At 75.3% G+C, this 21,916-nt stretch carries 19 protein-coding genes; 10 read left to right on the forward strand and 9 right to left on the reverse strand.

What is annotated here, in order from left to right; genetic code table 11:
• Positions 1-126: 126 nt before the first annotated feature.
• Positions 127-1,629 (reverse strand): protoporphyrinogen/coproporphyrinogen oxidase, encoded by a 1,503-nt coding sequence (locus ACFTZA_RS14390; protein WP_378196130.1) that lies wholly within the window; start codon positions 1,627-1,629, stop codon positions 127-129.
• The gene (gene hemE, locus ACFTZA_RS14395) at positions 1,626-2,777 is read right to left on the reverse strand and encodes a uroporphyrinogen decarboxylase (protein WP_378196133.1); all 1,152 of its coding nucleotides are present in this window, start codon (positions 2,775-2,777) and stop codon (positions 1,626-1,628) included. Before hemE ends, ACFTZA_RS14390 begins: the two co-directional genes overlap by 4 nt.
• Positions 2,778-2,826: 49 nt before the next feature.
• Here hemE and ACFTZA_RS14400 point away from each other — a divergent pair, with 49 nt between their 5' ends.
• Together ACFTZA_RS14400 and ACFTZA_RS14405 are read left to right on the forward strand one after the other, a co-directional pair.
• Positions 2,827-4,209, forward strand: coding sequence for a glutamyl-tRNA reductase (locus tag ACFTZA_RS14400; RefSeq protein WP_378196135.1), 1,383 nt, complete (start codon positions 2,827-2,829; stop codon positions 4,207-4,209).
• A 28-nt stretch (positions 4,210-4,237) separates the two neighbouring features.
• On the forward strand, positions 4,238-5,203 hold the full coding sequence (locus ACFTZA_RS14405) for a Ppx/GppA phosphatase family protein (RefSeq protein WP_378196138.1): 966 nt from the start codon (positions 4,238-4,240) through the stop codon (positions 5,201-5,203).
• A gap of 34 nt (positions 5,204-5,237) precedes the next feature.
• On the opposite strand, the gene ACFTZA_RS14410 is transcribed toward ACFTZA_RS14405, so the two are convergent.
• Complete coding sequence (locus ACFTZA_RS14410) at positions 5,238-6,560, reverse strand: CoA transferase (RefSeq protein ID WP_378196141.1); 1,323 nt, start codon at positions 6,558-6,560, stop codon at positions 5,238-5,240.
• Between the two features lie 99 nt (positions 6,561-6,659).
• Between ACFTZA_RS14410 and ACFTZA_RS14415 the strand changes: the two genes are divergently transcribed.
• Complete coding sequence (locus ACFTZA_RS14415; protein ID WP_378196144.1) at positions 6,660-7,043, forward strand: DUF1622 domain-containing protein; 384 nt, start codon at positions 6,660-6,662, stop codon at positions 7,041-7,043.
• Positions 7,033-7,305: a hypothetical protein gene (locus tag ACFTZA_RS14420; protein WP_378196147.1), complete on the forward strand. Its 273-nt coding sequence runs from the start codon at positions 7,033-7,035 to the stop codon at positions 7,303-7,305. Before ACFTZA_RS14415 ends, ACFTZA_RS14420 begins: the two co-directional genes overlap by 11 nt.
• Before the next feature lie 23 nt (positions 7,306-7,328).
• On the opposite strand, the gene ACFTZA_RS14425 is transcribed toward ACFTZA_RS14420, so the two are convergent.
• Positions 7,329-8,834: an arylsulfotransferase family protein gene (locus tag ACFTZA_RS14425; RefSeq protein ID WP_378196150.1), complete on the reverse strand. Its 1,506-nt coding sequence runs from the start codon at positions 8,832-8,834 to the stop codon at positions 7,329-7,331.
• A gap of 199 nt (positions 8,835-9,033) precedes the next feature.
• Between ACFTZA_RS14425 and ACFTZA_RS14430 the strand changes: the two genes are divergently transcribed.
• Positions 9,034-9,414: a PadR family transcriptional regulator gene (locus ACFTZA_RS14430; RefSeq protein ID WP_378196153.1), complete on the forward strand. Its 381-nt coding sequence runs from the start codon at positions 9,034-9,036 to the stop codon at positions 9,412-9,414.
• Positions 9,411-10,568, forward strand: coding sequence for a hypothetical protein (locus ACFTZA_RS14435; RefSeq protein ID WP_378196156.1), 1,158 nt, complete (start codon positions 9,411-9,413; stop codon positions 10,566-10,568). Before ACFTZA_RS14430 ends, ACFTZA_RS14435 begins: the two co-directional genes overlap by 4 nt.
• A 134-nt stretch (positions 10,569-10,702) precedes the next feature.
• On the opposite strand, the gene purB is transcribed toward ACFTZA_RS14435, so the two are convergent.
• Entirely contained in the window at positions 10,703-12,190 is a 1,488-nt protein-coding gene (gene purB / locus ACFTZA_RS14440; RefSeq protein ID WP_378196159.1) for an adenylosuccinate lyase, read from the reverse strand.
• 191 nt (positions 12,191-12,381) lie between these two features.
• Here purB and ACFTZA_RS14445 point away from each other — a divergent pair, with 191 nt between their 5' ends.
• Both ACFTZA_RS14445 and ACFTZA_RS14450 read left to right on the forward strand, forming a co-directional pair.
• Positions 12,382-12,693: a hypothetical protein gene (locus tag ACFTZA_RS14445; RefSeq protein WP_378196161.1), complete on the forward strand. Its 312-nt coding sequence runs from the start codon at positions 12,382-12,384 to the stop codon at positions 12,691-12,693.
• A complete protein-coding gene (locus ACFTZA_RS14450; RefSeq protein WP_378196164.1) occupies positions 12,690-14,360 on the forward strand; it encodes a hypothetical protein in 1,671 nt (556 codons plus the stop codon). The genes ACFTZA_RS14445 and ACFTZA_RS14450 overlap by 4 nt, the downstream gene beginning before the upstream one ends.
• Positions 14,361-14,373: 13 nt before the next feature.
• On the opposite strand, the gene ACFTZA_RS14455 is transcribed toward ACFTZA_RS14450, so the two are convergent.
• Positions 14,374-14,760, reverse strand: a complete 387-nt coding sequence (locus ACFTZA_RS14455) for a phage holin family protein (protein ID WP_378196167.1) — start codon at positions 14,758-14,760, stop codon at positions 14,374-14,376.
• 123 nt (positions 14,761-14,883) lie between these two features.
• Here ACFTZA_RS14455 and ACFTZA_RS14460 point away from each other — a divergent pair, with 123 nt between their 5' ends.
• Both ACFTZA_RS14460 and hisC read left to right on the forward strand, forming a co-directional pair.
• Positions 14,884-16,809 (forward strand): alpha/beta hydrolase domain-containing protein, encoded by a 1,926-nt coding sequence (locus ACFTZA_RS14460; protein WP_378196170.1) that lies wholly within the window; start codon positions 14,884-14,886, stop codon positions 16,807-16,809.
• Between the two features lie 58 nt (positions 16,810-16,867).
• Complete coding sequence (gene hisC, locus ACFTZA_RS14465) at positions 16,868-17,947, forward strand: histidinol-phosphate transaminase (protein ID WP_378196173.1); 1,080 nt, start codon at positions 16,868-16,870, stop codon at positions 17,945-17,947.
• Positions 17,948-17,951: 4 nt separating this feature from the next.
• Here hisC and ACFTZA_RS14470 read toward each other — a convergent pair whose 3' ends face one another.
• The 3 genes from ACFTZA_RS14470 to ACFTZA_RS14480 are packed head-to-tail and all read right to left on the reverse strand — an operon-like array spanning position 17,952 to position 21,579.
• Complete coding sequence (locus ACFTZA_RS14470; RefSeq protein ID WP_378196177.1) at positions 17,952-18,638, reverse strand: hypothetical protein; 687 nt, start codon at positions 18,636-18,638, stop codon at positions 17,952-17,954.
• Entirely contained in the window at positions 18,635-19,117 is a 483-nt protein-coding gene (locus ACFTZA_RS14475; protein ID WP_378196180.1) for a hypothetical protein, read from the reverse strand. Before ACFTZA_RS14475 ends, ACFTZA_RS14470 begins: the two co-directional genes overlap by 4 nt.
• Positions 19,114-21,579 carry a molybdopterin oxidoreductase family protein gene (locus tag ACFTZA_RS14480; protein ID WP_378196182.1) on the reverse strand — a complete coding sequence of 822 codons (2,466 nt, stop codon included), beginning with the start codon at positions 21,577-21,579 and terminating at the stop codon, positions 19,114-19,116. Before ACFTZA_RS14480 ends, ACFTZA_RS14475 begins: the two co-directional genes overlap by 4 nt.
• Positions 21,580-21,916 lie beyond the last annotated feature (337 nt).

Raw genomic sequence — 21,916 nt, forward strand, 5'->3', positions numbered from 1 at the left:
CTCGAAATGCGCGGAGAATTCCCGAGCGGGTGTGACGCGGTGGTGACACGTGGTCAGGATGTTCGGACAATGTGTCACGTCCACATTTCCTGTGCGCATTTCCGGGCACTTCCGGTAAGGATTACCTCACACCTTCCGGGCGCATTCCTGGGCGTGCGCGACGATCGCCGCGAGACCCGTGCCCGCGATCCAGCCCCCGGTCACGCCGAGCCCCGGCACCTCGTCCACGCGCCCGGCGAAGGAGCCGACCTCGCGCCGGTACGCGGGCGTGGGCGGCGGCAGCGCGCCGTCCCACCGCGTGACGACGTGCCCGAGCACGCGTCCGTGCAGGTCGACGCCGAACAGCCGCGAGGCGTCCGCGACGACCTGGTCCAGGTCGGGCTCGCTCTGCACGCCCACGCGTCCGTAGCTCAGGCGCACGACGTGGTGCCCCGGCCCGACGGCGTCGCGCACCCGGGAGCGCAACCAGGGCCACTTCGCGGTCGAGTGGGTCAGGGCCTTGGCCTCGACGTCGGGACGCTGCGCCGTGCGCCCCGCGTCGCGGTGCGGCGGGGCGACGAGCATCCCGGTGCCTCGCGGCGCGTCGTCGAGCTCCGGTGCGCGCAGGAGCAACGTGACCAGCCGCACGTCGGCGCCCGGCTCCGGGTCCGGCACGACGTCCGCCGGGCCGCCCACGAGCGGCCACAGCTGGTCGACGAGCGCCGGGGTCGTGACGACGAGCCGGGGCGCGTGCAGGTGCGTCTCGCCGCGCGGGCCCTGCGTCGTGACGCGCCACGCACCCCACGCGGTCGGGTCGGGGGTGTCGTAGCCGGGCACGGCGTCCGGCCCGGTCACGTCCTCCGTCCTGGTCAGCGCGACGACCTCGTGCCCGGTGCGGACGTCGGCGTCCGCGGCCAGCGCCTCGACGAGCCGGTGCATGCCGCCGTCGATCCCGCGGACCGCCGAGCCCGCGGGGGCGAGCGCGCGCAGCGAGGCGACGGCCCGGGCGAGCGAGCCCTCGCGCTCGAACGCGGCACGGAGCCCGGGCGCGACCGCGTCGACGTCGAGCCGGTCGAGCGGGGCCGAGTGCACGCCGGTCGCGACGGGCGCCACGAGCCGCTCCGTGACGAGCGTGCCCATGCGCGAGCGCGCGAACGACTCGAGCGTCGTGGTGTCCGCGAACCGGCGGGGGAGCACGCGGTCCAGGCTCGCGCGCAGGGCCCCGGTCAGGCCGACCGCCCGTCGTACGTCCGCCGCCCACGGGTGCGCCGGGATGCCGAGGACCCCTGCGCGAGGGAGCGGGAACGGGCGCCCCGCCGCGTAGCCCCACGCCGACGCGGGCGCCGGCTCCACGACGGCGAGCCCCAGCGCGTCGGCGAGCTCCGCGACCTGCGTGCCGCGGGCCGCGAACGACTCCGCGCCGACGTCGATCCGCACGCCGTCGAGACCGGGCAGCTCCTCGCCGCGCACCGGGCCGCCGGGGACGTCCTGCGCCTCGAGCACGACGACGCGCAGCCCGCGCTCCCGCAGGGACCGCGCCGCCGTCAGCCCGGCGACGCCCGCGCCGACGACGACCGCGTCCACGACCTCGACCCCGCCCGGCGCGAGGTCGGAGGCGGGCGGACCGGGTGCCGCCGGCGCGTCGCTCATCGTGCCGCGCCGGCCTCGTGCACGAGCTCGACGACGCGCGTGAGCACGGTCGGGTCGGTGTCCGGGGGGACGCCGTGGCCGAGGTTGAGGACGTGCCCCGGGGCCGCGGCGCCGCGTCGCAGCACGTCGCGCACGTGCGCCTCCAGCACGTCCCAGGGTGCTGCGAGCAGCGCGGGGTCGACGTTCCCCTGGAGGGGGACGGTCGCGCGCGACGCGTCGGTGCCCGGGACGCCGGGCGGGGTGGCCGCGAGCGTCGCCGCCGCCTCGTCCAGCGGGGTGCGGTAGTCCACGCCCACGGCGACGTCGTGCACCCCGGCGGCGAGGACGGCGTCGCGCATGGCCGGCAGGAGGTGGCCGGTGCCGGTGCCGAAGTGCACGACCGGCACACCGAGGTCGGCGACGTGGGTGAGTGCCCTGGTCGACGCGCCGGCGGCGCCCTGGGTGTAGTCCGCGAGGGACAGCGAGCCCGCCCAGGAGTCGAACAGCTGGGCGGCGCTCGCGCCCGCGAGGACCTGTGCACGGAGGAACGTGCCCGTGAGGTCGGCAGCCCAGTCGACGAGGCGCTGCCACGTCTCCGGGTCGCCGCGCAGCAGCGCGCGCGCCGCGAGGTGGTCGCGCGACGGCCGCCCCTCGACGAGGTACGCGGCGAGCGTGAACGGGGCGCCGGCGAAGCCGATCAGCGGGGTGCTGCCGAGCGCGTCGACCGTCCGGGCGACCGCCTCGGTGATCGGCGCGAGCGCCTCGGGCGTGATCTCGGACTCGACGAGGCGCGCCACGTCGTCGCGCGTGCGGTAGGCCTGGCCCATGACGGGGCCGACGCCCGGCGCGATGTCCACCTCGACGCCCGCCAGGCGCAGCGGGACGACGATGTCCGAGAAGAAGATGCCAGCGTCGACGCCGTGGCGCCGCACGGGCTGCAGCGTGATCTCCGAGGCGAGGTCGGGGCGCAGGCACGAGTCGAGCATGCTGACGCCCTCGCGCGCGGCCCGGTACTCGGGGAGCGACCGTCCGGCCTGGCGCATGAACCACACCGGTGTGATTTCCGGCCTTTCCCCGGTCGTCCCGGCGCGCAGCGCGCGCACGAGAGGAGATTTCGTCGTGCGGCCGTCCGCGAGCGGGTGCGTGGGCGCGAGTGAGGGGAATTTCACGATTCACAATTCTGCCCCTCGCGCGCGCCGATGGTTAAATCGAAGCACTGTGGCTCTTCTCTCCCTGACGGCCAGCCACCACGAGCTCGATCTCGACGCCCTCGAACGTCTTTCGACCGGCGCCCACTCGATCGGCGGCTCGGCGGTCGCGGCCTGCGACGTCATCACGGGTGCGGTCGTCCTCGCGACCTGCAACCGCTTCGAGCTGTACCTCGACGTCGACGCCCCGCTCGACGGGCCCGGCGTGCGGCACGCCACCGAGCACGTCGCCCGCCTCGTCGCCGACGCCTCGGGCGTCGCCCCGGACGAGGCCGTGCGGTCCTTCCGGGCGCGCGCCGGCAGCGAGGTCGCCGAGCACCTGTTCTCGGTGGCCTCCGGGCTGGACTCGATGGTCGTGGGGGAGCGGGAGATCGCCGGCCAGGTCAAGCGCGCGCTCGAGACCGCGCACGCCGACGGCCTCACGTCCTCGACGCTCGAGCTGCTGTTCCAGACGGCGTCGCGCACCTCCAAGCGCGTGAGCACCGGCACGGCCCTGGGCGGGGCCGGGCGGTCCGTCGTCGCCCTCGGCCTCGACCTCGCGTCCGCCGAGCTCCCGCCGTGGCACCAGGTCCGGACCGTGCTCATCGGCACCGGCTCGTACGCCGGCGCCAGCCTGGCCGCGCTGCGCGCGCTCGGGTGCGACGACGTGCGCGTCTACTCACGGTCCGGCCGCGCCGAGGAGTTCGCCGCCGCGCGCGGCGCGGAGGCCGTCACCGACCTCGTCGGTGCGCTCGAGGACGCCGACCTCGTGGTGTCGTGCAGCGGCGCCCGGGGGCGCGTCGTGGCGGGTGGCCCCGGCACGGAGGCGCACCGGGAGCAGGCCATCGAGCACGTGCTCGACGCCGCGTCCGTCGTCCGGGCGCGCGAGCGCGCCGCGGTCGCGGCCGGCGACGAGCCCGAGGCGCGGCCCATGGTCGTGCTCGACCTCGCGCTGCACCGCGACGTCGACCCGCACGTCGCCGACGTCGAGGGCGTGCTGCTCTACGACCTCGCGACGCTCGCCGCGCACTCGCCGTCGATCGCGTCGGACCTCGTGGCCCACGCCCGCGCGATCGTCGACGACGCGGCGCACGAGTTCGAGGAGACGCGCCTCGGGCGCGCGGCCGACGCGGCCGTCGTCGCGCTGCTGGCCGACGCCGAGCGGCGCATCCACGCCGAGGTGGACGACGTCGTGTCCCTGCGCCGGGCCGACGGCGACGAGCCCGGCGATGACGAGGTCGAGGAGCTCGCGCGCGGCGTCCGCCGTCGCGTCCACGCCGACCTGCACAAGGCGATCGTCGCGGCGCGCGCCAGCGCCGTCGAGGAGTCGCGGTCGGCCGAGCGCTCGGTCGTCGCGGACGCCGAGGCGATGATCGCCGAGGCCGAGGCCGAGGCCGAGGCCGAGATCCGCTGACCGCGGCGGGCCGGTAGCCTCGCTGGTCGTGACGACGACGAACGGCACCCCGGCGAACGGCAGGCCCACCCGGCGTCTCGGCGTCCTCGACATCGGCTCGAACACCGTCCACCTCGCGGTCGTCGACGCCGCCTACGGCGCCCGGCCGGTGCAGGCCGCGGGCGCCCGGACCGTCGTGCGGATCATGCGGTACCTGGAGCCGGACGGCTCCCTGTCGCCCGACGGCGTGGCGGCGATGCTCGACGCGGTCGACACCGCGATGGTGCTCGCGCGCGAGTCGTCCGTCGACGAGATGCTGCCCATGGCCACGTCGGCGCTGCGCGAGGCGACGAACGGCCCCGACGTGCTCGCCGCCATCTCCGAGCGCGTCGGTCGGTCGGTGCAGGTGCTCTCCGGCGAGGAGGAGGCGCGCCTGACGTTCCTCGCCGCGCGTCGCTGGCACGGCTGGGCGGCCGGACGGCTGCTCGTGCTCGACATCGGCGGCGGCTCGCTCGAGATCGCCTCCGGCGTCGACGAGGAGCCCGACCTCGCGGCGTCCGTCCCGCTCGGCGCGGGGCGCATGACGATGGCCTACCTGCCCGGCGACCCGCCCGACCCGGCCGACGTGGACGCGCTGCGCGAGCACGTGCGCGCGACCCTCGCGCCGACGGCCGAGGCGTTCGGGCGGCTGCCGCGTCGCGACCACGTCGTCGCCACCTCCAAGACCTTCCGCTCCCTCGCGCGGCTCGCGGGCATGCAGCACGAGGTGGTCGGGCCGGACGAGCGCTGGCGCATGCGACGCTCGCAGCTCGCGGACTGGGTGCCGCGCCTCGCCCGGCTCACGGCCGAGGGGCGCACCGCACTGCCCGGGGTGACGCCCGAGCGCACGGTGCAGATCGTCGCGGGCGGGGTCGTCGCGGTCGAGACGATGCGCGCCCTCGGCGTCGACGAGGTCGAGATCTGCCCGTGGGCGCTGCGCGAGGGCGCGATCCTGCGCCGGCTGGACCACATCTGACGGTGCTGCCGTCCGCCCCGGGTGGCTGGACCGGTCAGCGCGCCCAGGCGGCGACGTCCGTGCCCCAGGCGTGCGCCGGGGCGGGGTGGTCGTCGATGCGCTCGTCGCCGAGACGGTGGAGCGCGGGGCGTGCCGTGATGACCGTGGTCGCGCGACCGTCGACGCCCACCTCGTGCGCGACGACGCAGCCCGGCCCCGGCGCTGCCGGCGCCCCATGCGCGGGGTCGCGGCCGGGAGCGGCGAGGAGCGCCGTCGCCGTGCGGGCGAGCACGCCGTCGACGTCGCGTCCCCGGCCGTCCGCCGCGCGGTCGACGAGCGCGTCGGCGACGGCCGCCGCGACGAGGTACCCGGTCGCGTGGTCGAGCGCCTGGGCGGGCAGCGCACCGGGCGTCGCCGCGGCCGGGGGGCCGTCGGTCCCGTCACGCGATCCCTCGACGAGCGCGATGCCGCTCACCGCCTGGACGATCGAGTCGAACCCGCGGCGCTCCGCCCAGGGGCCGTCGTCCCAGGCCGCGACCCGCGCGCGGACCGCCCCGGGCGGCGTGCGCAGCCCGAGCCGCTCGACGGCGCCGGGCCGGTAGCCGGTCACGAGCACGTCCGCCGTGTCGAGCAGCTCCTGCGCGCGGGCGAGGTCGGCGCGCTCGCGCAGGTCGAGGAGTGTGGACCGCTTGCCCTGACCAGAGTCGAGGTGCTGCCACCCGATCTCAGGCAGGTGCGGCGGGTCCACCCGCAGCACGTCGGCACCGAGCAGCGCGAGCGCTCGCGTCGCCACCGGCCCGGCGATCACGCGCGTGAGGTCGAGCACGCGGACGCCCGCGAGCGGACGGGGCCCGTCCGCGAGGGGGCGGCCCGGCCCGGCGTCGTCCCGCACCCGGGTCCGCACCGGCTCGGCCGAGCCGGCGCCCCGGCCGGGCGCCACGCTCCACTCGTCCTCGGTGCGCACGCGCACGGCGATCGCACCCGCCTCGGCGGCAGCGTCCTCGACGTCCTGCACGAGCCGCTCCTCCAAGCGCGTGGCGAGATCGTCCCGCGTCGCGTCGTCGGGCAGGCCGACGACGCGCAGGAGACGCGTGCGGTGGTGCGGGTAGTTGGCGTGCGTGCGCAGCCACCCGTCCGCGGCGCGGAAGAACCCCGACAGGGCGGCGAAGCCGTCGACCGGCCGGTCGTCGAGGCGCAGCAGGCGGTCGCTCGTGAACGCCGCCGCGACCCGCTCCGGATCCGGGTCCGGGCCGAGCGGGTACCCGCCGGCGCGTGCCGCGGCGTCGCGCAGCGCCCGCACCGAGCCGACGGCGAGGTCGAGGACCGGCAGGGTGGCCGCGAGGTACCCGGGGGCCGGCGGGGAGGGCGTGTCGTTCACGGCCTCGACGCTACGGCTGTCCCGCCGAGGCGACCACTCCTTCGCGACGGAGGTCCGGCCCGGGATGTGAGCGCACGGGGCCCCGGGGACAGTGACCCGATGGAGTTCCTGGACGAGGAGAGCATCAGCACGTTCGTCGATGCGCTCGTGCGGCTCGTCGAGATGGCCGGTGCCGTCGTCATCTTCGTGGGCTGCGTCGTGGCGTTCGCACGGTTCGTGTGGATCGGGGTGCGCGAGCGGCGCGCCGAGTCGTTCGTGCGCGTGCGTCTCGACCTCGGGCGGATGCTCGCCCTCGGTCTCGAGTTCCAGCTCGCGAGCGACATCCTGCGGACCGCGGTCGCGCCGACGCTGCAGGAGATCGCCGAGCTCGCGGCGGTGGCCGCGATCCGCACCGCCCTGAACTTCTTCCTCGCGCGCGAGATCCAGCAGGAGCGCCGCGAGCTCGCCTCCGCCGACGCGCGCGGGTCGTCCGGTGCCGCCTGACCTGCTCCACGCCCTCGCGACGGTCGTCGTGACCGGTGGTCTCGTGGCGGGCGCCGTCGTCGCGGTCGCGGCCCGGTCGCCCGGTGAAGGCCTGCGCTGCCTGCTCGACTTCCTGCTCGCCGCCGGGCTGCTGCGGCTCGCCGCCGGCCCGACGTGGGAGAGCATCGCCGTCGCCGCGCTGACGGTCGTGGTACGACTGCTCGTCAGCCGGTCGTTCCGGCTGGCCGCCGCGCAGAGTGCGCCGCCGGCCGGGCACGTCTGACCGCGCCGTGTCCCGGGTCGCGGTCAGTCCGCGACACCCGTGCCCAGCACCGTCCCGTCCGCGTCGACGGCCTCGACCGCGACGTACGCCGCGTCCTCGGGCACGGGGGCGAGCGCGGTCTCGAACCCAACGCGCGGTGCCTCGACGACGGGCTCGGCGTCGGACTCCGACGAGCCGGCGACGAGGCGCCACGACGCGACCTCCGTCGCGCCGTTCCAGCTCGCGTAGGCCGTGCCGCCGTCGATGACGACCCGCGGCGGGTCGGCCGGCGTGCCCACCCAGTCGTCGAAGCGGTAGGCCCGGTAGGACTCGCCGGCCTCGAACGGGAACTCGCGCACCAGGGTGCCGTCCGCCGTGAACTCGCTCGTGAGCCGCGCGTCGCCCCAGCCGATGACGACGTTGCCGTTCGCGAGCACCTGCAGGTTGCCCTGGCTGCCCGCGACGAGCGTCGGGTCGGTCGGGAGCCACTCCTGGAGCACGGACGCGGTCATCGCGTCGGTGTCCAGGGCGAGCCGCAGCCCCCGCGACCTGTCGCCGACCGGCGGGTCGCCCTGGTTGTCGAACAGCGTCAAGGTGCCGTCCTCGTGCATCTGCGCGTCGTGCTGCCACGCGAACTGCGCGCCCGTGCCGTCGTCGGGGCCCTCCATGTCGAAGTCGCTCGACGTGCCGCCGAGGACCCACTCGACCTCACCGGTCTCCCGGTCGACCCGGTACACGGCGTGGGTGTTGCGCGCCGAGACGAGGATGTCGCCGTCGGGGGTCAGGTTCGCGCTGTTGATGTGGAACCAGTCGAAGGGGTCGTCCTCCGCGCCCTTCGGGTTCTCCTCGTCCGCGTCGGGCGACGTCATGGTGTCGGTCAGGTCCACGTGCTCCGACGCGCGCCACTCGAACAGGACCTCTCCGGAGTCGACGTCGACCTCCTGCACGACGTTCTCCCACGCCCAGCCGTCCTCGTCGCCGCCCACGGGCGTCAGGTCCGTCTGCTCGGCGACGTACGCCAGCAGGAGCATCGTCCCGTCGGGCGTGATCGTCGCGTCGTGCATGTCGGCGTTGCCGGGCCCGACGTCGCCGCCGGTCGTGACGCGCGTGATCTCGCGGTACGACGGGTCCAGCACGACGATGTCGCCGAAGCCGTGGCCGACGAAGTCCGACTGCCCCACGTAGTACGTGATGACCTGCTCGCCGTCCAGCTCCTGGACTCGGACGTCGTACGCGGGCGTGTCGTCCGGCGCGATCCACACCGGCTCGCCCGCGCCGTCCACGAACAGCGGGCCCTTCTGCGGTGCCTCGCTGCGCTTGGGCCCCAGCACGTACAGCGCCTCACCGGTGTCCGACGACGCGGCCGGCCCCTGCGTGACCGGCAGCACCGGCGCGACGAGCTCCGTCGAGCGAAACGTGTGCACGGCCGGCGGCGTCGACTCCGACGGGCTGGGCTCCGGGTCGTCGTCGGAACCGGTGCACGCCGACGTCACCAGCGCCGCAGCCATCGCGACGGCGACGAGCCGGATCATGGGCCGGGAGCCGTGCATGGCACGAGCGTGCCGCACCTCGCCGGGCGACGCACGCCCGCGCACCGTCGAGCACGCGGTCGTCCACCGCCGAGCACGACGTTGCGCGCTCGCGAGAACGAGGTTGGTGTCGTCATCCGCCGGATCACGGCACCAAGCTCGTGCTCGGCGACCGGCGCGTCGAGGCGTATAGGTTCGTCGCGAAGGTATGGTCGCCGACATGGCATCCAGACCGCTCCAGGAACCGGCGTTCCTCATCCTCTCGGCGCTCGCGCGCGAGCCGCTGCACGGGTACGGCATCGCGCAGGACGTCGAGGCGAGCTCGGACGGGCGCATCACGCTCCGGGCCGGGACGCTCTACGGCGCGATCGACCGCCTCGTCGCAGCCGGCCTCGTCGAGGTCGACCGCGAGGAGGTCGTCGACTCGCGCCTGCGCCGCTACTACCGGCTCACCACCGAGGGCGGCAGCCGTCTCGCCGCCGAGGCGGAGCGCGCCGAGGCGCAGGCGCGCCGGGCGCTCGAACGCCTTGCGTCGCGGCAGCCACGGGGCGGGACGGACGTCGCGCCGGGTCGGCTCGACGGCGGGGTGGTCCCGGCATGAGCGGCGTCGACGACCGCGCCGGCGCCGCGGACGACGCCGTGACGGCGCCCGAGGCCGGAGCACTTCCCATCGCCCCGGTGCTGGTCCGCGACTACCAGCGGCTCCTGCGGCTCTTCCCGTACACGTACCGGCGCGAGCACGAGGCGGAGATGCTCGGTCACCTGCTCGACGGCGCGACGCCCGGCCAGGCACGCCCGTCGCGGGCCGAACGGTGGGACCTCCTGCGCGCCGCCGCGCGCGAGTGGCTGTTCGCCCCGCTCGGCTCGACGGCGCGGCAGCGTCGCGACGGGAGCGCGCTGCTGCTCGTCGTGCTCATGCTGCTGCTCGCGGTCCAGGCCGCGCGCGAGCTGTCCGCCACGATGATGTTCCTCGGCAGCGAGAGTCGTCACGAGGCCCTACGGATCGCGGGCGAGCCGTTCTGGATCGGGGTGAACGCCCTGATCTCGGCGCCGCTCGCCCCCGCGTGGCTCGCGTGGGGAGTCTGCGTCGGCGCGCTCGCCCTCGGGCTCTCGCGGACGGGCGCAGTGCTCGCCGTCGTCGCGGCGATCGCCGGAGCCGTCGCGGTCGGGGGCCTCGTCTCCGCCGAGCGGGTGTACCTGGCGTACGTGAGCGCGGGCTGGGTCGTCGCTCTCGCCGCCTTCGCGCTCGTCGTCGTGGACCGCGCACGGCTGGAGGTGCGCGTGGTGACGCTTCGCACCGTCACCGTGACGGTGTGCTCGGCCGCCGTCGCGGTCAGCCTCCACGCTCTCACCGCGCCGACGGGTGCGAGTCTCTGGGCGAACTGGATCACCGTGGGGAACGTCTCCTGGATGCTCCAGGACCTGCTGCGCCCCGCGCTCGTCGTGCTCGGGGCCATGCTCCTGTGGGATCGCACGCGCCAGTCGGTCCCCGCGCTCGTCGGGGTCGCCACCGCCCTGCTCCTCGGCCGCGAGCCGGTCTTCTGGTCGGGGAGCCTGAATCCCGGGGCCGTCGACCTCGGGAACGTCCTCGCGCTGCTCGGGTTCTCGGTCGCCGCGACGGCTGCCGCCCGGTGGGTCGTCAACCGGCTCGACGAGCTGCAGCACGCCCGGGCCTCGCACCGGGCCCTGCTCGCCGCGACGGGCGGGATCGCGGACCCGCGCGAGCGACGCCCCGGCGAGCCGACCGCCGTCTGACACGGCGCCGTCGGGCACCCGCGGCCCAGCCGGGCCCCGCCGACGAGCACGCGGCCAGCCACCGCCGAGAACGGGATCAGCCACCGGATCCAGGTCGATCCGGTGGCTGATCCCGTGTTCGGCGGAGGGCCCGGTCAGGCGAGGTGGTCCGCCACGAGACGCTCGGCGAGGCCGGTGTAGGTCGCGGGGGTGAGGTCCGACAGGCGCTGCGCGACGTCGTCGGGCAGGCCGAGGCCGGCGACGAACTCGCGGAGCCGTGTGGCGTCGACCCGCTGCCCGCGCGTGAGCTCCTTGAGCCGCTCGTACGGGTTGTCCATGCCGGGCACGCCCGCGACGGACGCGGCGCGCATCGCGGACTGGATGGGCTCCCCGAGCACCTCCCAGTTCTCGTCGAGGTCGGCCGCCATGAGGTCGGCGTTGGCCGCGAGGGCCTTGAGACCGCGGCGCACGTTGTCGATCGCGAGGAGCGAGTGGCCGAACGCGGGGCCGATGTTGCGCTGCGTCGTCGAGTCGGTGAGGTCGCGCTGCAGGCGCGAGGTGACGAGCGTCGCCCCGAGCGTGTCGAGCAGCGAGCACGAGATCTCGAGGTTCGCCTCGGCGTTCTCGAACCGGATCGGGTTCACCTTGTGCGGCATGGTCGACGAGCCCGTCGCGCCGGGCACCGGGATCTGCGTGAAGAACCCGAGCGAGATGTACGTCCACACGTCGGTCGACAGGTTGTGCAGCACGCGGTTGTAGCGCGCGAGGTCGGCGTAGAGCTCGGCCTGCCAGTCGTGCGACTCGATCTGCGTCGTCAGCGGGTTCCACGTGAGCCCGAGGCCCTCGACGAAGTGCTTCGAGACCGACACCCAGTCCACGCCCGGGACGGCGACGGTGTGCGCGCCGTACGTGCCGGTCGCGCCGTTGAGCTTGCCGAGGTACTCGGCGGCACCGATGCGACGCAGCTGGCGGCGGAGCCGGTGGGTGAGGACCGCGAGCTCCTTGCCGAGCGTCGTCGGGGTCGCCGGCTGGCCGTGCGTGCGGCTCAGCAGCGGCACGGCCGCGTGCTCGCGCGCCATGTCGGCGAGCTGGTCGGCGAGCGCCGTCGCGGCGGGCAGCCACACCTGCTCGACGGCGCCGCGCACCATGAGCGCGTACGACAGGTTGTTGACGTCCTCGCTCGTGCAGGCGAAGTGGACGAGCTCGCCGACGCCGGGCAGCACCGTGTCCGTGCCGAGCGACTCCGGCGCCGACGCGAGGCGACGCTTGACGAAGTACTCGACCGCCTTGACGTCGTGCACCGTCTCGCGCTCGATCGCGGCGAGCTCGGCGATCTCCTCGCCGCCGAACGTCGCGGGGATCTGCCGCAGGTACGCGACCTCGGCCTCCGAGAGCTGGGGGGCGCCGGGGACGACGGGCCGCACCGCGTTCTCGTCGACCGCCTGGACGCCGTTGCACAGCGTGATCAGCCACTCGACCTCGACGTGGATGCGCTCGCGGTTGAGCGCGGCCTCGCTGAGGTGGTCCACCAGCGGGGCGACGGCGCCCCGGTAGCGGCCGTCGAGCGGGCCGAGCGCGATCGGCGGCGTGACCTCGGCGAGGCTCACGCGGGCAGGGCTGTGGGCGGCGGAGTTCTCGGGCACGGCCCCGATTCTCCCACGGCGCGGTGCGACGGCGGCGTCCGTCCCGCGGGAGGGACGGCGAGAGCCGCTGCGGCGCGGCAGGGCTCGCACCGGTGGCCTGCACGTGCACAGGCCACGAGCCCGGCGGTCCCGTCCACAGCGGCCGCGACGTGCCCGGACCGCTTCCCGGCGCGTCCTCCTAGCGTGCCCGCATGACCTCCTCCCACGGCGCGCCACCCGCGTGCTCCGTCTCCCCGGTCGGGACGCTCGTCGACCCGACGCCGTCGCTGCGCGCGGTCGCGGAGGCCGTCGACACCGCGCGGTGGCGGGTCGACGGCGCCCGGGTGCTCGACTGGGCGGGAGAGGCTGCGCAGGGCTACGGGACGGCGCTCGACGACGCCGTCGCGCGGGCCGTCGCCGCGGGTACCCTCACCCACGACGCGATCGCGGTGGCCGACCGCTACCTGCGCGCGCTCGACGCGGAGCACGAGCGCGCCGTCCTCGCCGGGGAGCGGGCCTGGTGAGCCGCGCACCCGACCCCACGGCGAACGTGACGGTCGTGGGCGGGACCGTGACCACGGCCGACGCGGAGGCGATCCTCGCGCAGTCCGCCGTCCTGCGGTCCGCGGTGGACCTCGTCACCGAGGCGCGCACCGGGTGCCGCACGGCGCGGCTGCGCGTCGGGGGTGCGCGATGGGCCGGCGCGGGCCCGTTGTCCGGCGGGACGCTCGGCCCCGGGGCGCTGACGGCCGGGGCCGCCGGCACGACGTCCGGCGCGCTGCGCGAGCACGCCGCCGCCCTGGAGGCCCTCGACGCGCTCGACGCGGCGCTCGCGGACCTCGAGTCGCGGCTCGACGGCCTCGCCCTGCGCACGGCGAAGGCGTCCGGGACGTACGTCGCCGCCGAGTCCGCCGCCTGGCAGGCGTTCGGTGCCGTCGCCGACGTCCCGCTGCTGGGGCTGTGGGCGGCCGGACTCGTCGGTCAGGGGGCGTTCCTTCACGCCCTCCTGACGGGCGACGGGTTCGCGTGGGAGCGGTTCGTGACGGGCGGCGGGCCGATGCACGAGCGAGCGGTCGCGTCCACCGGCGCGCTGCTCGGGCTGCTCGACCCGGACCGGGACCCGTCCGAGGCGCCGACGGTGGCGAACGCCGCCGCCGTCCTGCGCGGCCTGGCGCAGGGGTGGCGCGGCCTCTTCCACGACCGCCTCCGCGTGGAGCGGCTGGCGCCGGAGCGCTCGCCCGACGACGCCCTGATGCCGCCGCCGCGCGACGCCCAGGACCTGCTGCGCCGGATCGACGTCGTCTACGGCACCGCCGGGGAGGACAACCCGGTGCCGCACTCGACGATCGCGCTCGAGAAGATCGTGCACGACGACGGCGGGACCACGTGGGTGGTGACGATCCCGGGCACGCAGCTCGGCCGGTGGGGCACCCCCTTCTCCATGACGTCGAACTACGGGGTCATGGGGTCCGAGGACGCCGACGCGGCGCAGCTCGCCGAGGCGGCGGACAGCGCGGCACTGGTCCTCGCGGCGCTCGAGGACGCCGAGGTCGCCGCCGAGGACGAGGTCGTGCTCGTGGGCCACAGCCAGGGCGGGATGGTGGCGGCCGCCGTCGCGGCGGCGACGGCGGGCGGCACGGCGGGCGGCACGGCGGCGGGCACCGCCGGTGCGAGCGGGGCCGGTGGGCGACCGCAGTACCGCGTGACGCACGTCGTGACGGCCGGCGCACCCGTCGGCGGGCTGCCGCTGCCGCCCACGGTGCTGGGGACGCACGTGGAGAACCGGCAGGAAGGCGTGTCCGCCCTGGACGGGATGCCGAACCCCGCCGCCGCCGGCCAGCTCACCGTGACGCGCGACCACGACGTCGGCGGCGAGGGCGACCCGGGAGCGGTCCCGCACGGCGTCGGGTTCCACGTGCAGACCCTCACGGACGCCGAGGCGATCGGGCACCCGGGGCTGGCCGCGCACCTCGACGCCGTCGAGCGGTCGCTCGACGGGCAGCGTGTGGAGACGCGGTACTACCGCGGCACGCTCGAGCTCGACGTCGAGGAGGTCGCCGAGCGCGTCACGACCCTCGGGCCACCGGGGGTGCCGGGGCTGGACGACGTCGTCCGCAGGGCCGTCTCGCCGGGCGGGAGCACGGTGCTGGCGCCGGGGTCCGGCGACGGCGCGTCGGACACCCGGCGGTGAGGCCCGGCAGGGCTCAGCGGTCCTTGCGGGGCACCACGGCCGAGACGAGGAAGTTGATCACCGCGATGACCAGCGCGGCGAGCAGCGCCCACCAGAAGCCGCCGATGATCCGGATGCCCCAGTCGGTCTGCTCCGTGATCCACGCCGTCAGCATGAGCATGAGGGCGTTGACGACCAGCGAGAACAGGCCGAGCGTGAGGATGTAGAGCGGGATCGACAGCACCTGGACGATCGGCTTCACGACGGCGTTCACGAGCGAGTAGAGGAGCGCCACGACGAGGATGATGACGAGCCTCCCGCCGGGGGAGTCGGAGCCGACGATCTGGAAGTGGTCGTCGATGAACAGGCTCGTGAGCCAGATGGCGAGACCGGTGACGAGGACGCGGACGACGAAGCTCATACCGGGCATCCTGCCACCGGACCGGTCGGTCCACGAGGCGGCGCGGCGTCGACAAGTCCTGAGGTCGAACCTAGGCTGCTGAGCGTCCCGACAGCGCCGTCGGGCCCCGACGAAGGAGTGGTCATGTCTGCACCCCCCGTCCGACGCCCGATCGCCCTCGCCGCGACGGGAGCGCTCCTGCTCGCCGGGACGGCGCTGCCCGCCTCCGCCGCGGTGCCCGACCCGCAGGTGGTGGGTCCGGTGCAGGCGACGACCGCCCCCGGCGACCCGGCGCACGGCTACCCGTTCCTCGCCAGCGACTACGACCTCGTCGGCCACGGCTACGTGGAGGAGGAGTTCTTCCTCGAGGGCGAGGCGACCCGGTACCAGGCGGACGGCCTCACGGACGCCACGGTCCTCAGCACCGGGCACGAGTACCGCACCCGCATCGTGGTCCGCCGACCGGTCGACCCCGCCGCGTTCAACGGCACCGTCATCGCCGAGTGGTACAACGTCTCCAACCAGTGGGACCAGGAGGTCGACTGGTTCCAGACGCACGAGCACCTCGTGCGCGAGGGCTACGCGTGGGTGGGCGTCTCCGCCCAGCGGGCGGGCGTCCACTCCGCCACCGGGCTGCGTGCCTGGAGCCCCGAGCGGTACGGCACGCTCGACCTCACCGACGGCGGCACCGTCACCGACGACACGCTGTCGTACGACGTCTTCTCCCAGGCCGTCGAGGCGGTCCGCGACCCCGAGGGGACCGCGCCGCTCGGCCCGCTCGTGGCCGAGCGCGTCGTCGCCACCGGGCACTCGCAGTCGGCGGGCCGCCTGCGGACCTACGTCAACTCGGTCGACCCGCTCGCGGACGTGGTGGACGCGGTCGTGCTCCACGGCGGCGGCGCGTCGGTCCGCGACGACATCGACACCCCGGTGTTCAAGCTCAACAGCGAGACGGACGTCGCGATCAACCTCCTCGGGGCCGCGGAGCGCCAGCCCGACACCGACCTGCTGCGCACGTGGGAGGTCGCGGGCGCCTCGCACGGCGACTGGAAGCTCATCACCGACTACGGCCGGCTGCGCATCCGCGACATCGGTACGGCGCCCGGGGGCTACCCCGGGACGCCGCAGACGTGCGAGCAGCCCTCCGGGTCGCGCGTGCCGCAGCACATGGTTCAGGGCGCCGTGTACGACCACGTCGCCGCCTGGGTGGCCGACGGCACCGCCCCGCCCTCGGCGGAGCCCCTCGAGCTGACCGACGACGACCCGCCGACCGTGGCGCGCGACGACCTCGGCCTCGGCCTCGGCGGCATCCGACTCGCCGCCCAGGAGGTGCCGTTCCGGATCAACTCGGGTCTCAACGCCGGGCCGGGCTTCTGCTTCCTCGACGGCGGGTCCACGCCCGTCGACGACGCCACGCTCGCCGACTGGTACCCGGACCCGCAGGCGTACGCCGACGCGGTCGTGGCCGCGACGCGCACCGCACTCGAGGCCGGGCTCGTCATCGCCGACGTCGCGGCCGACCCCTCCTGGTACACCGACGTCGTCGAGCTCGTGGGCGAGCGCGTCGCCGCCGGGACGGTGGACGAGACGGTCGGGGAGCAGGTCCAGGACCGCATGCGGCGGGCGCTCGAGGCCGCCGACGCGGGCGACTGGGAGGCGGCCGACGGCTTCGTCGCGGAGGCGCAGACCCTCGGCCGGACCGCGGTCGAGGACGCCGACGCGGCGGCGAGCGTCGTCCGCGCCACCACCGCCGTGCGCGGGATCATCGCGCTCACGGCCGGCGCCGGGGGCGACCTCGCCGTCTCCACGACGACGCAGGCGCGCTGCCTGGGCGGCAAGGCCTACCTCGCGGTCCGGGCCACGAACGACGACGCCGTGCCGGTCGACATCACGCTGGCCACCCCGTTCGGCGAGCGGACCGTCGCCGACGTCGAGCCGGGCGCCTCCGCCTACCACGCGTTCGCGGCGCGGTCGGTGGCCGTCGGGGCGGGCAGCGCCCAGGTGTCCGCGACGGGCGACGGCCGGTCCTTCGCCGCCGACGCCGCGTACGACGCGCTCGACTGCGGCTGACGGTCGCGCGCCGGGCGGGATCACGCCCGCCCGGCGCGCGGTGGCATGATCGAGGACCGTGGCCCACGAACCCCGCGTCCCCCTGCGTCCCGCCGTCGCCGCCCTGCCGGCCTACGTCCCCGGGGCGCGCGTCGCCCCCGGCGCTGCGGCGTTCAAGCTCTCGTCGAACGAGAACCCGTACCCGCCGCTCGCGTCGGTGGTCGCCGCCATCGCGGACGCCGCCGCCGACGTGAACCGCTACCCCGACATGTACGCGACCGAGCTCGTCGAGGCGCTCGCGGAACGCCTGGGCGTGTCGTCGGGCGAGGTCGTGGTGGGCAACGGCTCCGTCGCGGTGCTCGCGCACGTGCTCCAGACCGTCGTCGAGCCGGGCGACGAGGTCCTCTACCCCTGGCGATCGTTCGAGGCGTACCCCATCGCGGTCGCCGTCGCGGGCGGGACGTCCGTGCAGGTCCCCCTGCAGACCGGGGCGGCGCTCGGCCGGCTCGACCTGCCCGCGATGGCCGCCGCGATCACCGAGCGCACGCGCGTCGTCATGGTGTGCACCCCGAACAACCCGACGGGACCGGCCGTGCACCGCGACGAGCTCGACGCGTTCCTCGCGGCCGTCCCGTCGCACGTGCTCGTGGTGCTCGACGAGGCGTACCTCGAGTTCGTGCGCGACCCGCAGGCGCCCGACGGCCTCGCCGTCTACGCGCAGCACCCGAACGTCGTGCTCCTGCGTACCTTCTCCAAGGCGTACGGGCTCGCGGGGCTGCGCGTCGGGTACGCGGTGGCACGCCCGCGCCTCGCGGCGGGCGTCCGCGCCGTGTCCACGCCGTTCGGCGTCTCGCACGTCGCCCAGCGGGCGGCGCTTGCGTCGCTGGGCGCCCGGGACGAGCTGCTCGCCCGCGTCGAGCACCTCGTCGCCGACCGGACCCGGCTCGTCGAGGGCCTGCGCGACCAGGGCTGGGAGCTCCCCGAGTCGCAGGCCAACTTCGTCTGGTTCGACCTGGGCGAGCGGACGGTGCAGCGCGCCGAGGAGGCGCGCGCGGCGGGTGCGGTCGTGCGCCCGTTCGCCGGCGAGGGTCTGCGCGTGAGCGTGGGCGAGCCGGAGGCCACGGACCTGTTCCTGCGGGTCAGCGCGACCTGGCGCTGACGGCTCAGAGCTGACGCCGCACGCCCGCCTCGCGGGCCAGCCCTCCGAGCGCGTCGTCGAGGTCACCGGCGTCGGCGTCCTGCCCGGACCCGCGGCGCAGCACGGGCAGCACGGGCGTGCCCGCGCCCTCGAGCTCGAGCGCGAGCGCCGCGTAGAGCGCCGCGACGGCCAGCACGAGCCCGACGACGCCCGCCGCCGTGAGCCACGTCGAGGACCCCGTGATCTCGGCGACGCCGGTGACTGCGAACCGCAGCGCCGTCAGGCCCATGACGCCCGCCGCGACGAGCTTGCCGGTCGCAGCCGCCGCCGCGGGCACGAGCATCACCGCGGCCGAGGCGACGAGGAGCACGCCGAGCCCGGGGCTCGACGCCCGGGGGGGCGTGACGAGCGTCGCGGTCGCTGCCGCCGCCCAGGTCCCCGCGAGGACCGCCGTGCCGGTCCCGGCGACCGGGTCCCGCGCCAGGAACCCGTACACGGCCGCGAGGAGCTGCGCCGGGACGGTGGTCGCGAGCACGCCGAGCGCCACGACCCTTCCTTCCGACGGCGGCAACCACCCCAGCTGGAGCGCGGCGAACGCGGTCGTCGCCACCACCAGTCCCAGGAACGCGAGCGGCAGGGGCGTGCCGATGGGCCGCACGACGATCCGGGCCACGTCGGCGGGGGCGGTGCCGGCGCCGTCGTGCGCGCTCAACTGATCAGCACCTGGGTCGAGGACTCCTTGAGCTTCGCGTTCGCCCACCGCACCTGGCGCAGCGTGTCGGGGTGGGAGCGCTTCGTCAGGGCGAGCAGGTCGGTGTGCGAGATGCCCTGGGCGGCCTGCGCGAGCATCTCCCAGTCGGCGGAGACGCCCGACGCCTTCATGTAGACCTCGCGCAGGTCGCGCAGCATGAGCAGGCCCGGCACCTTGGCCCGGCCCGCGAGCTCGCTGGCCTTGTCGAGCACGCGGTGCGCGAGACCGGACTCGCCCTCCGGCTCGGGGTCGAGCGTCTCGCCGTAGTCACGGGCGATCGCGGCGATCTCGCGGACGTGCCGCTGCGACCACGCCGCGATGTCGCGGGCGACGTGGTAGATCTCGTGGTCGACCTGGTGCCGGTCGGCCACCTGCAGCAGCTCGTGCGCGAGGTCGTTCTCGGAACGGTGGAGCTCGCGCAGGACCAGACCGATCTTCATCGCACCTCCTCGGGGACGCGGACGTCGAAGGACTCGTCGGCGAGGGCGTCCGGCCCCCCGCGCGTCGGGGGGACGTCGCCCGACACGGGGGCGGACGCGGTCGTGGTGGGCGCGGGCGCAGGGCCGTCCCCGGGGCCGACACGGCGCAGCGCGGCCGCCGCCGTCTTGAAGATCGGCTGCTTCGACGCCGGGTCCCAGTCGGTGAGGGTCAGCTCGTTGGCGGCGCGGCCCTCGCCGTCCGGCCCGCTGCCCCCGGGCGTGTCCCAGTAGCCGTAGTGGAACGGCAGGAAGACGACGCCGCGCCGGACACCGCTGATCCGGACCTGCCCGACGACGCTGCCGCGGGGGGTGCGCACCTCCGCGACGTCGCCCTCGGCGAGCCCGTACCGCGCGGCGTCCTCCGCGGAGACCTCCATCCACACCTCGGGCGCGGCCGCCTGCAGCTGCGGTGCGCGCCCGGTCTTGGTCCGGGTGTGGAAGTGGTAGACGGTGCGCCCGGTGATGAGCTGGAGCGGGAACTCCTGCGACGGCAGCTCGTGCGGCGGCAGGTACTCCGCCGCCTTGATCACGGCCTTGGCGTCGGGGTTGAGGGCCTTGTACTCGGCCGGCTCCAGCGGTGCGCCGGTGACGAGGTCGCGGCCGTAGCTCTCGCAGTACGCCGCGTCGCTCCAGAACTGCCCGTCGGCGTACAGCCGCTCCGTGCCGTCGGGGTGCTCGTCGTTGCAGGGCCACTGGATGCCGCTGGCGCCGCGCAGCTTGTCGTACGTGATGCCCGTATAGTCGCACGGCCGTCCGCGCGTGCACTCCTTCCAGGCCTCGAACGCCTCCTCGGGGGTGCTCCACTTCACGAGCGGCTGACCGTCCTTGTCCTGGAGCCCGAGGCGGTGCGCGTAGTCGACGAAGATGTCGAGGTCCGGGCGCGCCTCGCCCGGCGGCTCGACGGCCTTGAGCGACAGGTGGACGGTGCGGTCGACGTTCGTGAACGTGCCGGTCTTCTCGCCCCACGTCGCGGCGGGCAGCACGACGTCGGCGAGCTGGGCCGTCTCCGACAGGAAGATGTCCTGGACCACGAGGAACAGGCGGTCCTGCGAGAGCACGGAGCGGATGCGGTGCAGCTCGGGCAGGGACACCGCGGGGTTGGTGCCCTGCACCCACAGCATGCGGATGGATCCCTCCTCGACGTAGCGGATCATCTGCATGACGTGCGTCGGGGGCGAGTAGTGCGGGATCCGCATGGGGTCGACGTTCCACACGCGGGCGAGGTCCTGCACGTGCGCGTCGTTCGACCAGTTCCGGAAGCCGGGCAGGTCGCCGTCGGCACCGGCCTCGCGCGTGTTCTGCGCGGTCGGCTGGCCGTTCATCTGGAGGATGCCGCAGCCGGGCCGGCCGAGCATCCCGCGCACGACGTGGACGTTGTTCACCTGCACGGCGGCCGCCGTGGCCTGGTGCGACTGGTAGAAGCCCTGGAGCACGGTGGACAGCAGCCGCTCGGCCGACCCGATGACGTGCGCCGCCTCGCGCAGCCGCTCCTCGGGGACGTCGCAGATCTCGGCGACCTTCTCGGGCGGGTAGTCCGCGACGCGCTCGCGCAGCTCGTCGAACCCGACGGCGTGGGCCTCGAGGTAGTCGTGGTCGACCTGGTCCGCCGCGACGACCAGGTGCAGCAGGCCGTTCATCAGCGCGACGTTCGTGCCGGGGCGCGGGGCGAGGTGGACCGTCGCCGCGCGGGCGACCGGCGTCTCGCGCGGGTCGACGCACACGACCCGGGGCGGGTTCGGGCCGGCGAGGCGGTCGAGCACGCGCGTCCACAGGACGGTCTGCGTCTCGGCCATGTTGTGCCCGTACAGGCAGATCACGTCGGCGTGGTCGACGTCGGTGTACGAGCCCGGCTGGCCGTCGCACGCGAACGTCTCCTTGAGGGCGGCCGCGGCGGTCGCCGTGCACAGCCGGGTGTTCCCGTCGACGTGGTTCGTCCCGAGGCCGCCGTGCGCCACCATGCCGAGCGTGTAGTACTCCTCGAGGAACAGCTGCCCGGTCGTGTAGAAGCCCACCGCGCTCGCGCCCTGCTCGTCGAGGAGCTCCTTCGTGCGCCCGACGACGCGGCTCATCGCCTCCTCCCACGTGGCGCGCACGAGCTCGCCGTCCTTGCGCACGAGCGGGTGCGTGAGCCGGTCGGGGGAGCTGTTCGCCTGCCAGCCGTACAGGTCCTTCGGCCCGAGCCGCCCGTGGTTGACCCGGTCCTCGACCCGGCCGCGCACCCCGACGATGCGGCCGTCCTTGACCGCGATGTCGAGGCCGTCGCCGTTCGAGTGCAGGATCGTCGCGCTCTGCACCCAGGCGTCGACGTCGGCCTCCGTGAGCCCCTCGTCGAGGAACGTGTCCACCCGCGAGGGCCAGGGCTCGCCCTGCCCGTAGGGGGTGCGGGTGCCCCACGGCTCCGCGATCCGGTCGCTGCGTCCCATCGCTCCTCCGGTCACCTCGCCCCGCCGCCTCTCGGCGAGCCCCCACCACGCAACGCCCGTCGGCCGGGCCTCGCAACCCGGCCTCGCGACCCGGCCTCGCGACCGGGCCTCGCGATCGGGCCACGGCGGCGGTGTCCAGGGCGCCTGCTTGCCGTGACCGCGCGGCGGGAGAACACTCGACGGGAGTTGGAGGATCCCTCCAAACGCCCGGGGCCGACGTTGGCCCTGGCGGGGGGAGCGCTACCTACGGCGTCGTAGCCTACGCTTGCGTAGGCTACGGAGACGTAGGTTACGACGGCGCCCCTGCACCCGAGCGGGCCGACCGGCCCGACCGAAG

Origin of the sequence: Cellulosimicrobium sp. NPDC057127, from assembly GCF_042670945.1 — a bacterium.
Taxonomy (GTDB): Bacteria; Actinomycetota; Actinomycetes; order Actinomycetales; family Cellulomonadaceae; genus Cellulosimicrobium.

What these genes read in the sequence shown, in the direction of transcription:
- ACFTZA_RS14430 (WP_378196153.1), top strand. Translation starts at nt 9,034, where the DNA reads ATGGCATCCAGACCGCTCCAGGAACCGGCGTTCCTCATCCTCTCGGCG.
- ACFTZA_RS14390 (WP_378196130.1), bottom strand. Translation starts at nt 1,629, where the DNA reads ATGAGCGACGCGCCGGCGGCACCCGGTCCGCCCGCCTCCGACCTCGCG.
- ACFTZA_RS14460 (WP_378196170.1), top strand. Translation starts at nt 14,884, where the DNA reads ATGTCTGCACCCCCCGTCCGACGCCCGATCGCCCTCGCCGCGACGGGA.
- ACFTZA_RS14480 (WP_378196182.1), bottom strand. Translation starts at nt 21,579, where the DNA reads ATGGGACGCAGCGACCGGATCGCGGAGCCGTGGGGCACCCGCACCCCC.
- ACFTZA_RS14475 (WP_378196180.1), bottom strand. Translation starts at nt 19,117, where the DNA reads ATGAAGATCGGTCTGGTCCTGCGCGAGCTCCACCGTTCCGAGAACGAC.
- ACFTZA_RS14415 (WP_378196144.1), top strand. Translation starts at nt 6,660, where the DNA reads ATGGAGTTCCTGGACGAGGAGAGCATCAGCACGTTCGTCGATGCGCTC.
- ACFTZA_RS14455 (WP_378196167.1), bottom strand. Translation starts at nt 14,760, where the DNA reads ATGAGCTTCGTCGTCCGCGTCCTCGTCACCGGTCTCGCCATCTGGCTC.
- ACFTZA_RS14445 (WP_378196161.1), top strand. Translation starts at nt 12,382, where the DNA reads ATGACCTCCTCCCACGGCGCGCCACCCGCGTGCTCCGTCTCCCCGGTC.
- ACFTZA_RS14425 (WP_378196150.1), bottom strand. Translation starts at nt 8,834, where the DNA reads ATGCACGGCTCCCGGCCCATGATCCGGCTCGTCGCCGTCGCGATGGCT.
- ACFTZA_RS14435 (WP_378196156.1), top strand. Translation starts at nt 9,411, where the DNA reads ATGAGCGGCGTCGACGACCGCGCCGGCGCCGCGGACGACGCCGTGACG.